The organism is Pseudomonas sp. HLT2-19-2, assembly GCF_054898005.1.
The window spans coordinates 4,975,649-4,989,623 of sequence record NZ_CM142712.1 but is presented as its reverse complement, the minus strand read 5'-3'; the positions used below and the strand labels follow the sequence as shown (position 1 = coordinate 4,989,623).

Sequence of the window (13,975 nt, the reverse complement as noted above, 5' to 3'; positions counted from 1 at the left end):
TAAAAGCATCGTCGGATCGCCGCCCGGAGCAAGCTCGCTCCCATATGGAATGCGATCAAATATGTGGGAGCGAGCTTGCTCGCGACGGGGTGTTAGCGGCCGCCCATGATCGCGATGTAGTCCTGGGTCCAGCGGCTGTACGGCACGAACTTGCCACCTTCAGCCTGCGGGGTTTTCCAGAAGGCGATTTTCTCGAACTGGTCGAAACCATTGGTCTTGCAGCCTTCGGCACCCAGCAATTCGCTCTCCTTGCACCCCGCCGGAACCGCCGGCAGCGAACCGAACCATGCCGCCAGGTCACCCTGGACTTTCGGTTGCAGCGACCAGTCCATCCACTTGTAGGCGCAGTTGGGATGCTTGGCTTCGGCGTGGAGCATGGTGGTGTCGGCCCAACCCGTTGCACCTTCTTTTGGAATGACCGAGGCAACCGACTGCTTGTCCGCCACCAGGCCGTTGACCATGTAGCCCCAGCTGCTGGACGCCGCCACGCCTTCGTTTTTGACGTCACTCATCTGGACCGTTGCGTCATGCCAGTAGCGGTGTATCAAGGGCTGTTGCTTGCGAAGCAGGTCCAGCGCCGCTTTGTATTGCGCTTCGTTGAGCTGGTACGGGTCCTTGATGCCCAATTCCGGCTGTTTCGATTTGAGATAAAGCGCCGCATCGGCGATATAGATCGGGCCGTCGTAGGCCTGGACTCGACCCTTGTTGGACTTGCCGTCTGGCAGGGTCTGTTCTTCGAACACCACACTCCAGCTGTCCGGCGCTGTTTTGAAGATATTGGTGTTGTACATCAACACGTTCGGCCCCCATTGGTACGGGGTGCCGTAGGTTTGCTGATTGACGACGTACCAAGGCCCGTCCTTGAGACGAGGGTCAATGTTCTTCCAGTTCGGGATCAACACCGTGTTGATCGGCTGCACCCGCTGGCCGGCGATCAGTCGCAGGGACGCATCGCCAGACGCAGTCACCAGGTCGTAACCACCTTTGGCCATCAGGCTGACCATTTCATCGGAAGTGGCGGCGGTTTTCACATTGATCTTGCAGCCGGTTTCCTTCTCGAAACCAGTCACCCAGTCGTAGGCCTTGTCGCTTTCGCCACGTTCGATGTAGCCGGGCCACGCCACAATATCCAGCTGACCTTCGCCGGCACCGACGGCTTTCAGCGGTTCGGCGGCCTGGATACTGGCGCTGGCCAACAGCGCTGTAGTGATTGCACTGAGCAGTGCGGTCTTGTGCACGAACATGGGGTTTCCCTCTTCTTTAATTATGGTCGGGGCAGTTTTGAACGTGGTGAAGCATGCCGTTAGCGGCTTGTTATTAGCGTAGTCAGAGATGCTGTCCGTGGCGCGCCATGATGTGCCGCACCACGCTGTAGTCCTGGAGCGAATCGCTGGATAAGTCTTTGCCGTAGCCCGAACGCTTCAGGCCGCCGTGGGGCATTTCGCTGACCAGCATGAAATGACTGTTGATCCAGGTGCAGCCGTACTGCAACCGCGCCGCGACCTGCATCGCCTTGTCCAGGTTCTGGGTCCAGACCGAGGAGGCGAGGCCGTATTCCGAGTCATTGGCCCAGTCCACGGCTTGTTCGAGTCCATCAAAACGGGTCACGGTGACCACCGGCCCGAACACTTCGCGCTGGACGATCTCATCGCTCTGCTTGCAACCGGCCAGCAAGGTCGGCTGGTAATAGAAGCCGGCGCCGGAATGCACCGCCGCGCCGGTTACCCGCTCGATGTGCGGCTGGCCGAGGGCACGCTCGACGAAGCTGGCCACGCGGTCGCGTTGGCGAGTGCTGATCAGCGGCCCGATCTCGTTGTCGGCATCGCGTTTACCGGCGAAGCGCAGGCTGCTGACTGCCGCGCCGAGTTCGGCCACCAAGCGGTCATGAATCCCGGCCTGTGCATAAATTCGACACGCTGCGGTGCAATCCTGACCGGCGTTGTAATAGCCGTAAGTGCGCACGCCTTCGACCACGGCTTGAATGTCCGCATCGTTACAAACGATCACCGGCGCTTTCCCACCGAGTTCAAGGTGGGTGCGCTTCAGGGTTTTCGCGGCGGCTTGCAGGATTTTTTGCCCGGTGACGATATCGCCGGTCAGCGACACCATGCGCACTTTAGGATGGCTGACCAAATGGCTGCCAACGCCTTCACCACCGCCGCAAACGATGTTGATCACGCCGCGCGGCAGGATCTCGGCCAGCGCCGGCGCCAAGGCCAGAATCGACAGCGGTGTGTGTTCGGATGGCTTGAACACCAGCGTGTTGCCAGCGGCCAGGGCCGGAGCGATTTTCCACGCGGCCATCATGATCGGGTAGTTCCACGGCGCAATCGACGCGACCACGCCAATCGGATCGCGACGGACCATGCTGGTGTAGCCCGGCAGGTATTCACCACTGAGCTGACCGGTCTGGCAGCGAACGGCGCCGGCGAAGAAACGGAACACATCGACTGTGGCACTCAAGTCATCCTGACGGGCCAGGTGCAAGGGCTTGCCACAGTTCAGGGATTCGAGGCGGGCGAGGAGGTCGGCTTGTTTTTCGATGGCGTTGGCGATTTCCAGCAGCAGGTTCGAACGTTGTTGCGGGGTGGTCCTCGACCAACCGGCAAAGGCGCGGTGGGCGGCGAGGATCGCGGCTTCGACCTGCTCGGTGCTGGCTTCGGCAATGTGCGTCAGCACTTCACCGGTGGCCGGGTTGAGAATCGGCTCGACAAAACCCTGGCCCGCGACCAATTCGCCATCGATCAACAACGCGGTGAACAACGGGGTCTGCGCGCCAGCCATTTTTCGGGTTCTCTTTTCTTGTGTGGCCATGGTGCTCCCTGTGACTGGGGCCCGGCCGTCTTATAGATGTAGCAAGACTAGTGCTCAGGCCCGAGGTCGACAAATTCTAAATACTGAAGGTGGCATTCGATTAAATAGATGGCTTGCGCCCGCCGTGGGGTTGCTCGCGGGCGACGGTGAGGAAAGGGTCTACTAGCGCCGGGCGCGCGGTGCCGCGACGCCAAGCCAGGCCGACGTCGAGGGTCTGGCTCAGGTCGGCAATCGGTCGCGCTTCGATGATGTCGCCCTCCAGTGACCACGGGCGGTAAGTCATGTCAGGCTGGATCGACACGCCTAATCCTGCGGCGACCAGGCTTCGCACGGCTTCCGTTGAGGCGGTTCTTAATGTGATGCGCGGTTGCAGCGAGGCCGCCGACCACATGCGTTGCGCATTGCGATCCATTTCATCGACGTTCAGCTGAATCAACGGTTCGCGGGCCACATCGGCGAGGTTGATGCTGTCGTGTTCCAGCAGCGGATGTTGAGCCGGCAGCCATAACCGATGGGGTGAGTGGGTCAACACTTCCGTCTGCAAGGCGTGGCGGTCTTCGAGGTTAGAGAGGATCAGCACGCCGACATCGATTTCACCGCTGACCAGCAAATGCTCGATATAAGGGCGCTCGTCCTCCATTACCCGGATCTCGACGTTGGGGTAGGCACGCTGGAAACGGGTGAGCAAATCCGCGAGGTAATAACCGGCCACCAGGCTGGTTACGCCGATGATCAACTGCCCTGCGACCTGGTCGGTGCTCTGTTGCAAGCTGCGTTTGGCGTTGTCCACCGTCGCCAGAATCAGGTGCGCCTGACGTAGGAATTGGTGCCCCTGGTGGGTCAGCGTCATGCCCTTGGCGTGACGATTGAACAAGCCAACGCCAATTTCCTGCTCCAGTTGCTGGATCGCGAGGGTCAGGGTGGACTGAGAAATAAACGCGGTTTGCGCGGCGGCGGAGATTGAACCGGTCTCGGCCACGGCGATGAAATGGCGGATCTGACGCAGGGTCATCATGGGGAAGTACCCGGTGGGCGGTTTTATCGATTTTTCTGAGTGTATATCTTTTTTTCTGAAGGGCCGCGGTGAGCTGAAGAGCGCTGCGCAACATCTCGAAGCACTCTCGCTCCCGGACACCGGGCACTTTCGATCTAGGCTGGAGGCCTTAAAGATCTGGTTAACCCGAATGCGTGGAGGCAGCAAATGAACACCCGTGGATTGCTCGATCAGCTACTCAAGTCCGGTCAGGACATGTTGCAGAACAAGGCCGGCGGCTCACAAAACAAGACCGCTGGTGGTGGCTTGGGCGGATTGCTCGGCGGCAGCGGTGGTTCGGGCGGCCTCGGCGGCCTGCTCTCTGGCGCGGGCGGCGGAGCGTTGGCGGCCGGCGCCATGGGTTTGCTGCTGGGCAGCAAAAAAGGGCGCAATGTCGGCGGTAAGGTCCTGACTTACGGTGGCCTCGCCGCGTTGGGCGTGATTGCCTACAAGGCGTATGGCAACTGGCAGGCCCAGCAGGGCACTGCGCCGAAGACTGAACCGCAAACCATCGACCGCTTACCGGCGGCGCAAGTTGAACAGCATAGCCAGGCGATTCTCCAAGCGTTAGTGGCTGCGGCTAAAGCTGATGGTCATGTCGACGATCGCGAGCGTGCGCTGATTGAAGGTGAATTCACCAAGCTCGATAACGATCAGGAGTTGCAGCATTGGCTGCACGCCGAACTCAACAAACCGCTGGACCCGGCTGACGTCGCACGCGCTGCCAGTACGCCGGAAATGGCCGCTGAAATGTACATCGCCAGCGTGATGCTGGTGGACGAGGAGAGCTTCATGGAGAAGTCCTACCTCGATGAACTGGCGCGGCAACTGAAGCTTGAGCCGGGGTTGAAGGCTGAGTTAGAGAAGCAGGTGCGTCAGGCTTCTATCTAACGTTGTCCTAACTAACGTTGTCCTAAAAAAATCGCAGGTTTCGCCGATGCCTACATCGACCAGTAGGCACTGGCGGAGCCTGCGATTTTTTTTGCATCACAACAGCGTGCTCCGAAACGACACAAGCCTTCGCCGCGCAGGTATTTCAGCGATTTGCACAGGGATGAGACGTGGTGCGCACCCGTCATACAAATGAAACACCACCCTCAGCTATACTCCGCAACATTTGAACCGCCCCCCGAGGACTGACTGTGAAGAACTGGACGTTGCGCCAACGCATCTTGGCGAGCTTTGCGGTGATTATCGCCATCATGTTGCTGATGGTCGTCGTCTCGTATTCCCGGCTGTTGAAGATCGAAATCAGCGAAGCCAGCGTCCGTGAAGACGCGCTTCCCGGGTTGTATTACAGCTCGATGGTTCGCAGCGCCTGGGTCGACACTTATGTTCGCACCCAGGAAATGCTGGGCTTCAAGGCGGGGCAGGACTTCAGTGCGGAAGAGGCCGAAAGCTTCAAAAACTTTGAGGTGCGTCTGCAAGAGCAGATGAGAAACTACCAAGGCACCGTCATCAGGGATGAAGACAAGGTCGAGTACGCCGTTTTTGAAAAACTTCATGAGAATTACAACAAGGTGCTGGCTGCCGTGCTCGATTTGCATAAGCGCAATCAGGAAGCCGAAGCCATCAAGATGTTCAACGAGCAACTGACCCCGACATGGACCGCCGGTCGCATGAAACTCAATGACATCATCCGCGACAACAAAGCGGTGGCCGACCAGGGCATCGCGAACATCGATGACGCCGTGGTCACCGCGAAAGTCATCATGGGCATTTCCCTGCTGGTCGCGGTGCTGGCCGCCAGCCTCTGCGGTCTGCTGCTGATGCGCGCGATCATGGCGCCGATGAACCGGATCGTCGAAATTCTCGACGTCATGCGCACCGGTGATCTCAGCAACCGCCTGAACCTTGCGCGCAAGGACGAATTCGGCGCCGTGGAAACCGGCTTCAACGACATGATGGCCGAGCTGACGTCCCTGGTGTCTCAGGCTCAGCGCTCCTCAGTGCAGGTCACCACCTCGGTAACCGAGATCGCTGCCACCTCCAAGCAACAGCAAGCGACCGCCACTGAAACCGCTGCCACCACCACCGAAATCGGCGCAACGTCCCGTGAGATTGCCGCCACCTCGCGGGATCTGGTGCGCACGATGACTGAAGTGTCCACCGCCGCCGATCAGGCCTCGGTGCTCGCCGGTTCCGGCCAACAGGGCTTGGCGCGCATGGAAGAGACCATGCATTCGGTGATGGGCGCGGCCGATCTGGTCAACGCCAAACTGGCAATCCTCAATGAGAAGGCCGGCAACATCAACCAGGTGGTGGTGACCATCGTCAAGGTCGCCGACCAGACCAATCTCCTGTCCCTCAACGCTGCCATCGAGGCCGAAAAAGCCGGTGAATACGGCCGCGGTTTTGCCGTGGTCGCCACCGAAGTGCGGCGTCTGGCGGACCAGACCGCCGTCGCCACGTACGACATCGAGCAGATGGTGCGCGAGATCCAGTCGGCGGTATCGGCCGGGGTCATGGGCATGGACAAGTTCTCCGAAGAGGTGCGCCGCGGCATGTCCGAGGTGCAGCAGGTCGGCGAGCAGTTGTCGCAGATCATTCATCAGGTTCAGGCGCTGGCGCCACGGGTGTTGATGGTCAACGAAGGCATGCAGGCCCAGGCCACGGGCGCCGAACAGATCAACCACGCGCTGGTGCAGTTGGGCGATGCCAGCAGCCAGACCGTCGAGTCCCTGCGCCAGGCCAGTTTCGCCATCGATGAACTGAGCCAGGTGGCCGTAGGGCTACGTAGCGGCGTTTCGCGATTCAAAGTCTGATGAGCGAACTCACGGCCAAACGCACCGCCGTGAAGCCGGCGCTGCAATCATTGTTTCTGGTGTTCCGCATCGGCAACGAGCGCTTTGCCTTGCAGGCCATCGAGGTGGCGGAAGTGCTGCCGCGCCTGCCGTTGAAGCCAATTCCCCGCGCGCCGGACTGGGTCGTCGGGGTGTTCGCCTATCGCGGCGCGGTGGTGCCGGTGATCGACCTCAGTGCGCTGACCTTCGGCCAACCGGCCCAGGCCCGCACCAGCACGCGCTTGGTGCTGGTCAATTACCGCCCGGATGAAGCCACTGAGGCGCAATTGCTCGGGCTGATTCTGGAGCAGGCCACCGATACCTTGCGCTGCAACCCGGCGGATTTTCAGCCTTATGGCTTGGACAATCGCCAGGCGCCGTACCTGGGGCCGGTGCGCGAAGATGCTCAAGGTTTGCTGCAATGGGTGCGGGTCGCTGATCTGCTGGATGAGCGGGTTCGCGCGCTGCTGTTTCCGTCGACGCCACTGGACTTGGCGCTGTTTGAGGAGCAGCCATGAGCAGCGATCAGCGGTTTTTCGATTTCCTCAAAGAGCGCATCGGTCTCGACGTGACCTCGGTGGGGTCGGCGATCATCGAGCGTGCGGTGCGTCAGCGCAGCACGGCGTCCAACGCGCTGACGGCCGATGAGTATTGGCACACCTTGCAGGGTTCGCGGGACGAGCAGCAGGCGCTGATCGAAGCGGTGATCGTCCCTGAAACCTGGTTTTTCCGTTACCCGGAATCCTTCGCCACCCTGGCGAAACTGGCTGCCAGGCGTCTGAGCGACATCAACAACATGCGCGCGTTGCGGATTCTCAGCCTGCCCTGTTCCACGGGTGAAGAACCGTATTCCATCGCCATGGCGTTGCTTGATGCCGGGTTCCAGCCGCACCAGTTCAAGGTCGAAGGCATGGACGTCAGCCCGTTGTCGGTGGAAAAAGCCCGGTGCGCACTGTACGGCAAGAATTCGTTCCGTGGTCAGGACATCGCGTTTCGCGATCGGCATTTCACCGCCGAAGACGAGGGCTATCGCCTCAGCGGGCGGGTGCTTGAACAAGTGCGTTTGCAGGTCGGCAATCTGCTGGATCCGACGTTGCTGGCCAACGAGCCGCCTTATGACTTTGTGTTTTGCCGCAACCTGCTGATCTATTTTGATCAACCGACCCAGCAGCAAGTATTCGAAGTGCTCAAGCGCCTGACCCATGTCGACGGCGTGCTGTTTATCGGTCCGGCCGAGGGCAGTTTGCTCGGCCGTTTCGGCATGCGTTCGATCGGCATCCCACAGTCCTTTGCGTTCAGTCGTCAGAGCACACCAGAGCCTGCGCCCATTGCGGCTTTCGTTCCGACGCCTCTGCCCGTACGCCAACCGGTGCGCAGCGTGACGCCGCCGCCCGTTCGCAGTCGGCCCTTCGCAACGGTGACGCCGTTACCTGCCGCGACGACAACCGCCAACCCGGACGCCGCCGCGCTGCTGGCGAACATTGCCGCGCTGGCCAACGAAGGCAAAAGCGCCGAAGCCCGCGCCGCGTGCGATAGCTATTTGCGCAGTCACGAGCCAGTAGCCCAGGTCTTTTACTGGCTGGGCTTGCTCAGCGACGTCGCCGGCAGAGTTCTGGAGGCCCAGGGTTTTTATCGCAAGGCGTTGTACCTCGAACCGCAACATCCCGACGCGTTGATGCACCTGGCGGCGTTGCTGCAATCGTTGGGCGACACGGCGGGTGCCAGACGATTGCAGGACCGCGCCGCCCGCAGTGAGCGCGCCGCTGACAGTGAGCGTAAACGATGAACGCCGCCGACACCTTTAGCCTCACCCATGTAGATGCCCAGGCCATTGACGACTGCTGGAACCGCATCGGTATCCACGGCGACAAGTCCTGCCCACTGCTGAGCGATCACATTCACTGTCGCAATTGCGCGGTGTATTCGGCTGCCGCGACGCGCTTGCTCGACCGCTACGCGTTGCAGCAGGAAGACCGCGGGCAAGTCTCCAGCGCAGTCGAGAGCGAGGTGAAAACCCGATCGTTGTTGATGTTCCGTCTCGGCGAAGAATGGCTGGGCCTGGCCACCCGCAGCCTGGTGGAAGTGGCGCCGCTGCAAGCGATTCACTCCTTGCCGCACCAGCGCTCCCGGGCCTTGCTCGGCGTGGCGAATGTGCGCGGCGCTCTGGTGGCGTGCCTGTCGCTGGTGGAGCTGCTGGGGCTCGACGGCGCCAGCAGCGTGGCGTCCGGCGCGCGGGTCATGCCGCGGATGCTGATCATCGCCGCCCACGGCGGGCCGGTGGTGGTGCCGGTGGATGAAGTGGACGGGATTCACGCCATCGACGAACACCTCCTCGAGGCGGCGTCTCGCTCCGGCACTCAGGCCAGCGCCAAATACACCCGTGGCGTGTTGCAATTCAAAGGTCGCAGCCTGCGTTGGCTGGATGAAGAACAGTTGCTGTCCGCCGTGACCCGGAGCCTTACATGACCCCCGAGCAAATGCGTGACGCCTCTTTGCTGGAGCTGTTCAGCCTGGAAGCCGAGGCCCAGACCCAGGTGCTGAGCGCGGGTCTTTTGGCGCTGGAACGCGACCCGACCCAGGCCGGTCACCTCGAATCGTGCATGCGCGCGGCGCACTCGCTCAAGGGCGCGGCGCGCATCGTCGGCGTCGATGCCGGGGTCAGCGTTGCGCATGTGATGGAGGATTGTCTGGTCAGCGCCCAGGAAGGGCGCCTGTACCTGCGGCCCGAGCACATCGATGCGTTGTTGCAAGGCACCGATTTGCTGATGCGCATTGCGACGCCGAACAACAATCCTGAACGTGCGGATATCGAGGCCCATGTGGCCTTGATGGCGCAGTTGCTTGATCCGATGGCGGCACCCGCACCGGTCACTGCACCCGTCGTCCCAGTGATGGCGGAGCTTCAGCTCCAATCACCAGCACCCAAGGTCGAGACGCCAATCCTGGTCGCCGAACTGCCCTGCGCAGAGCCGCCGCGCAAGACCAGGCGCACCACCGAAAACGGCGAACGGGTGCTGCGAGTCACGGCCGAACGCCTGAACAGCCTGCTCGATCTGTCGAGCAAATCCCTGGTGGAAACCCTGCGGCTCAAACCGCACCTGGCCACCATGCAACGCCTAAAGCGCATGCAAAACAATGGCCTGCGGGCACTGGAAAACCTCAACGTCCACCTCAAGGATCACGCCTTGAGCCTGGAGGCCCAGGAAGCCCTCGACGATGCCCGCCGATTGCTGGCTGAATCCCAGCAATTGCTGGTAGAGAAAAACGCCGAGCTGGACGAGTTCGCCTGGCAGGCCAGTCAGCGGGCGCAAGTGTTGTACGACACCGCGCTGGCCTGCCGCATGCGGCCGTTTGCCGATGTGTTGGCCGGGCAAGAGCGTATGGTCCGCGACCTCGGTCGCAGCCTCGGCAAACAGGTGAGACTGGAGATCGAGGGCGAGAAAACCCAGGTCGATCGCGACGTGCTGAAGAAGCTTGAAGCGCCGCTGACCCACTTGCTGCGCAATGCAGTGGATCACGGCATCGAATCGCCGGAGCTACGACTATTGGCGGGCAAACCCGCTGAAGGCCTGATCCGTTTACGCGCATCCCATCAGGCCGGTCTGTTGGTGCTGGAGTTGAGCGATGACGGCAATGGCGTCGATCTGGAAAAGGTCCGCCGCAGCATCATCGAACGCCAATTGTCCCCGGCCGAAACCGCCGCGCAGTTGAGTGAAGAAGAGCTGCTGACCTTCCTGTTTCTACCGGGTTTCAGCTTGCGCGACACGGTCACCGAGGTCTCCGGGCGCGGCGTCGGTCTGGATGCGGTTCAGCACATGGTCCGCCAGTTACGCGGCGCGGTCGTGCTGGAGCAGGCGGCGGGCGAGGGCAGTCGCTTCCATCTCGAAGTGCCGCTGACCCTATCGGTGGTGCGCAGTCTGGTGGTGGAAGTCGGTGACGAGGCGTATGCCTTCCCGCTGGCCCACATTGAACGGATGTGCGATCTGCAGCCGGCGGACATCGTCCAGGTCGAAGGCCGTCAGCATTTCTGGCACGAAGGCCGGCATGTCGGGCTGGTCGCGGCCAGTCAGCTGTTGCAGCGTCCGGCGAGCCAGAACAGTCAGCAAACCCTCAAAGTCGTGGTGATTCGCGAGCGCGAGGCGATTTACGGCGTGGCGGTCGAGCGTTTTATCGGCGAGCGGACGTTGGTCGTACTACCGCTGGACGAGCGCCTGGGCAAGGTGCAGGACATTTCCGCCGGGGCCTTGCTCGACGACGGTTCGGTGGTGCTGATCGTCGACGTCGAAGACATGCTGCGTTCGGTGGACAAACTGCTCAATACCGGGCGTCTTGAGCGCATTGCCCGTCAGGGTAGTCAGGCGGTTGAAGCTGCTCGAAAACGGATTTTGGTGGTCGACGATTCGCTGACCGTGCGCGAGCTGCAACGCAAGTTGTTACTCAATCGCGGCTACGACGTGGCGGTGGCGGTGGACGGTATGGATGGCTGGAACGCTTTGCGTTCGGAGGATTTCGATCTGCTGATCACCGACATTGATATGCCGCGCATGGATGGCATTGAACTGGTGTCTCTATTGCGCCGGGACAATCGCCTGCAATCGCTTCCGGTTATGGTGGTGTCTTACAAAGATCGTGAAGAGGACCGTCGTCGTGGATTGGACGCTGGAGCCGACTATTATCTAGCCAAAGCCAGTTTTCATGACGACGCCCTGCTTGACGCGGTGGTTGAGCTCATTGGAGGAGCGCGGGCATGAAAATCGCAATCGTCAACGACATGCCCATGGCGGTGGAGGTCCTGCGCCGCGCCCTGGCGTTCGAGCCGGCGCACGTGGTGGTTTGGGTCGCCAGCAATGGGGCCGAGGCGGTGCAACGTTGTGCCGAAAACACGCCAGACCTGATCCTGATGGACCTGATCATGCCGGTGATGGATGGCGTGGAGGCGACCCGGCGGATCATGGCTGATACGCCGTGCGCAATAGTCATTGTCACGGTTGACCGTCAGCAGAACGTGCATCGGGTGTTCGAGGCCATGGGCCACGGAGCGCTGGATGTGGTCGATACGCCGGCCCTCGGTGCCGGCAATGCCCAAGAGGCGGCGGCGCCGTTACTGCGCAAGATCGTGAACATCGGTTGGCTGATCGGAGACAAGGGCAATCGGGAGCGATCGGCTCCGAGCCCGCTTCGCAGTTCGGTCTCGCGCCAGCGTCTGGTAGCGATCGGCTCATCGGCAGGTGGGCCGGCCGCGTTGGAAGTCTTGCTCAAGGGGCTGCCGCGAGAATTTTCGGCGGCCATCGTGCTGGTGCAGCATGTTGACCAGGTATTCGCCGCTGGTATGGCCGAATGGCTCAGCAGCGCCAGCGGCCTGAACGTGCGCCTGGCCGAGGAAGGTGAGCAGCCGCAAAGCGGCACGGTGCTGCTGGCGGGTACCAACCACCATATTCGCTTGTTGAAAAACGGTACGCTGGCCTACACCGCCGACCCGGTCAACGAGATCTACCGACCCTCGATCGATGTGTTCTTCGAGAGCGTGGCCAATTACTGGGATGGCGATGCCGTGGGTGTTTTGCTCACCGGCATGGGACGTGATGGCGCGCAGGGGCTTAAACTCATGCGCCAACAGGGCTACCTGACCATCGCTCAGGATCAAAACAGCAGTGCGGTGTACGGAATGCCGAAGGCGGCAGCGGCCATCGATGCCGCGATGGAAATTCGCCCACTGGACAAGATAGCGCCACGATTGCTGGAGATATTCCCCAAATGAAGAACTTTCACAGCAATCCTGGCCCAAGTAGTACTCAGGTGACTGCCTATGAATGATTTACAGCTTGATGACTTCAAAACCGACGAAAACGCCGCCATGGTGTTGTTGGTAGACGATCAGGCGATGATCGGCGAGGCGGTGCGCCGCGGGTTGTCGAACGAAGACAATATCGACTTCCACTTCTGCTCCGACCCCCACCAGGCCATCGCCCATGCGATCCGCATCAAACCCACGGTGATCCTCCAGGATCTGGTGATGCCGGGTCTTGACGGCTTGAGCCTGGTGCGCGAGTACCGCAATCATCCGGCGACCAAGGACATCCCGATCATTGTCCTGTCGACCAAGGAAGACCCGCTGATCAAGAGCGCGGCGTTTGCGGCCGGGGCCAATGATTATCTGGTCAAGCTGCCGGACAACATCGAACTGGTGGCGCGCATTCGCTACCACTCGCGCTCCTTCATGACCTTGCTGCAGCGTGACGCGGCGTACCGCGCGTTGCGGGTCAGCCAGCAGCAGTTGCTCGACACCAATCTGGTGCTGCAACGCTTGATGAACTCCGACGGCCTGACCGGGCTGTCGAACCGCCGGCATTTCGACGAATACCTGGAGCTGGAGTGGCGCCGCTCGCAGCGTGACCAGACCCAACTGTCGCTGCTGATGATCGATGTCGACTACTTCAAGTCCTTCAACGACAGCTTCGGCCACCTTGAAGGCGATGAAGCCTTGCGCAAAGTGGCCACGGCGATTCGTGATGCCGGTGCGCGGCCTTCGGACCTACCGGCCCGTTACGGCGGTGAAGAGTTCGTTCTGGTGCTGCCCAATACTTCGCCGGGCGGCGCGCGGCTGGTCGCGGAAAAGCTCCGCCAGACCGTTTCGGCGCTGAAGATCCCGCACATTTTCCCGGCCGAAGGTTCGAGTTTGACCATCAGCATCGGTTTGTCGACTATCACCCCGCAACCGGGGAGCGATTGCCGGCAATTGATCTCGGCGGCGGACAAGGGGCTGTATTTGGCGAAGAACAATGGGCGTAATCAGGTGGGCATCGAGTAGTCTTCGGATTCAGTGAAGCTCCCAAGCCTGGCACAAACACTGTAGCGATGGGGCTTGCCCCCGTTGGGTCGCGTAGCGGTCCCCTTGCATTCTCTCATTCATACCCTGCAATCAGGTTTCACGACTCCTTCGCAGCCAAACGGCGCGATGCGGCGTTCCGGCAAGCCCCCTCGCCACAGGTTTAGTGTTTGCCGCCCCTTTCCTTTAATTAAAACTCACGACCCATTCCGGCCGATAGTTTGTCTGGCGTGAACTCCCGCCAGGCCACTGGTGTTATTGGCGCGCATCTTGTTACGGATAATGCAGCTCAGTGGTGGTGGGAAACGGAGCATCTGTTCATTGCGAAACTGATTGGCAGCGGCACGCGCTGGATGCTCACCTCCATGGCTAATGAACGTAAATTCCTTGTGTACCTTGATGACGCCTTCCCGGTACAACGATACCCGCCAAGCCATTGCTCCCGACTTTTTGTGACGAACTCGGATGATTGCGTAGTCGTTAGCGCTTGCTGGCGCATCCGGCTTATCAGTGAACATC

General features: G+C 60.9%; 12 protein-coding genes. 8 read left to right on the top strand and 4 right to left on the bottom strand.

The genetic code is table 11. The annotated features are described in order from the left end of the window. Positions 1-92: 92 nt before the first annotated feature. From ydcS to ACYZTU_RS23340, 3 genes are all read right to left on the bottom strand, one after another. Positions 93-1,244 carry a putative ABC transporter substrate-binding protein YdcS gene (gene ydcS, locus ACYZTU_RS23350; protein WP_461965870.1) on the bottom strand — a complete coding sequence of 384 codons (1,152 nt, stop codon included), beginning with the start codon at positions 1,242-1,244 and terminating at the stop codon, positions 93-95. 82 nt (positions 1,245-1,326) lie between these two features. After that, a complete protein-coding gene (locus ACYZTU_RS23345) occupies positions 1,327-2,814 on the bottom strand; it encodes a gamma-aminobutyraldehyde dehydrogenase (protein WP_461965868.1) in 1,488 nt (495 codons plus the stop codon). A gap of 100 nt (positions 2,815-2,914) precedes the next feature. Continuing rightward, positions 2,915-3,829 (bottom strand): LysR family transcriptional regulator, encoded by a 915-nt coding sequence (locus tag ACYZTU_RS23340; RefSeq protein ID WP_008072897.1) that lies wholly within the window; start codon positions 3,827-3,829, stop codon positions 2,915-2,917. Between the two features lie 186 nt (positions 3,830-4,015). On the opposite strand from ACYZTU_RS23340, the gene ACYZTU_RS23335 reads away from it, so the two are divergent. The 8 genes from ACYZTU_RS23335 (at position 4,016) to ACYZTU_RS23300 (ending at position 13,438) form a co-directional block, all read left to right on the top strand. Continuing rightward, complete coding sequence (locus tag ACYZTU_RS23335; RefSeq protein WP_461965866.1) at positions 4,016-4,738, top strand: tellurite resistance TerB family protein; 723 nt, start codon at positions 4,016-4,018, stop codon at positions 4,736-4,738. A 251-nt stretch (positions 4,739-4,989) separates the two neighbouring features. Beyond that, positions 4,990-6,612 (top strand): methyl-accepting chemotaxis protein, encoded by a 1,623-nt coding sequence (locus tag ACYZTU_RS23330; protein WP_461965864.1) that lies wholly within the window; start codon positions 4,990-4,992, stop codon positions 6,610-6,612. Further along, positions 6,612-7,148, top strand: a complete 537-nt coding sequence (locus tag ACYZTU_RS23325; RefSeq protein WP_461965862.1) for a chemotaxis protein CheW — start codon at positions 6,612-6,614, stop codon at positions 7,146-7,148. Before ACYZTU_RS23330 ends, ACYZTU_RS23325 begins: the two co-directional genes overlap by 1 nt. Next, a complete protein-coding gene (locus ACYZTU_RS23320) occupies positions 7,145-8,416 on the top strand; it encodes a CheR family methyltransferase (protein WP_461965860.1) in 1,272 nt (423 codons plus the stop codon). Before ACYZTU_RS23325 ends, ACYZTU_RS23320 begins: the two co-directional genes overlap by 4 nt. Further along, positions 8,413-9,096, top strand: a complete 684-nt coding sequence (locus ACYZTU_RS23315) for a chemotaxis protein CheW (protein ID WP_461965858.1) — start codon at positions 8,413-8,415, stop codon at positions 9,094-9,096. Before ACYZTU_RS23320 ends, ACYZTU_RS23315 begins: the two co-directional genes overlap by 4 nt. After that, positions 9,093-11,381, top strand: coding sequence for a response regulator (locus ACYZTU_RS23310; protein ID WP_461965856.1), 2,289 nt, complete (start codon positions 9,093-9,095; stop codon positions 11,379-11,381). The genes ACYZTU_RS23315 and ACYZTU_RS23310 overlap by 4 nt, the downstream gene beginning before the upstream one ends. Beyond that, positions 11,378-12,388: a chemotaxis-specific protein-glutamate methyltransferase CheB gene (gene cheB / locus ACYZTU_RS23305; protein WP_461965854.1), complete on the top strand. Its 1,011-nt coding sequence runs from the start codon at positions 11,378-11,380 to the stop codon at positions 12,386-12,388. The genes ACYZTU_RS23310 and cheB overlap by 4 nt, the downstream gene beginning before the upstream one ends. Positions 12,389-12,436: 48 nt before the next feature. Continuing rightward, a complete protein-coding gene (locus ACYZTU_RS23300; protein ID WP_461965852.1) occupies positions 12,437-13,438 on the top strand; it encodes a diguanylate cyclase domain-containing protein in 1,002 nt (333 codons plus the stop codon). A 215-nt stretch (positions 13,439-13,653) separates the two neighbouring features. On the opposite strand, the gene ACYZTU_RS23295 is transcribed toward ACYZTU_RS23300, so the two are convergent. Then, positions 13,654-13,974 carry a hypothetical protein gene (locus ACYZTU_RS23295; RefSeq protein ID WP_461965850.1) on the bottom strand — a complete coding sequence of 107 codons (321 nt, stop codon included), beginning with the start codon at positions 13,972-13,974 and terminating at the stop codon, positions 13,654-13,656. Between the last annotated feature and the right edge of the window lies 1 nt (position 13,975).

What these genes read in the sequence shown, in the direction of transcription:
- ydcS (WP_461965870.1), bottom strand. Translation starts at nt 1,244, where the DNA reads ATGTTCGTGCACAAGACCGCACTGCTCAGTGCAATCACTACAGCGCTG.
- ACYZTU_RS23345 (WP_461965868.1), bottom strand. Translation starts at nt 2,814, where the DNA reads ATGGCCACACAAGAAAAGAGAACCCGAAAAATGGCTGGCGCGCAGACC.
- ACYZTU_RS23340 (WP_008072897.1), bottom strand. Translation starts at nt 3,829, where the DNA reads ATGATGACCCTGCGTCAGATCCGCCATTTCATCGCCGTGGCCGAGACC.
- ACYZTU_RS23335 (WP_461965866.1), top strand. Translation starts at nt 4,016, where the DNA reads ATGAACACCCGTGGATTGCTCGATCAGCTACTCAAGTCCGGTCAGGAC.
- ACYZTU_RS23325 (WP_461965862.1), top strand. Translation starts at nt 6,612, where the DNA reads ATGAGCGAACTCACGGCCAAACGCACCGCCGTGAAGCCGGCGCTGCAA.
- ACYZTU_RS23320 (WP_461965860.1), top strand. Translation starts at nt 7,145, where the DNA reads ATGAGCAGCGATCAGCGGTTTTTCGATTTCCTCAAAGAGCGCATCGGT.
- ACYZTU_RS23315 (WP_461965858.1), top strand. Translation starts at nt 8,413, where the DNA reads ATGAACGCCGCCGACACCTTTAGCCTCACCCATGTAGATGCCCAGGCC.
- ACYZTU_RS23310 (WP_461965856.1), top strand. Translation starts at nt 9,093, where the DNA reads ATGACCCCCGAGCAAATGCGTGACGCCTCTTTGCTGGAGCTGTTCAGC.
- cheB (WP_461965854.1), top strand. Translation starts at nt 11,378, where the DNA reads ATGAAAATCGCAATCGTCAACGACATGCCCATGGCGGTGGAGGTCCTG.
- ACYZTU_RS23300 (WP_461965852.1), top strand. Translation starts at nt 12,437, where the DNA reads ATGAATGATTTACAGCTTGATGACTTCAAAACCGACGAAAACGCCGCC.
- ACYZTU_RS23295 (WP_461965850.1), bottom strand. Translation starts at nt 13,974, where the DNA reads ATGTTCACTGATAAGCCGGATGCGCCAGCAAGCGCTAACGACTACGCA.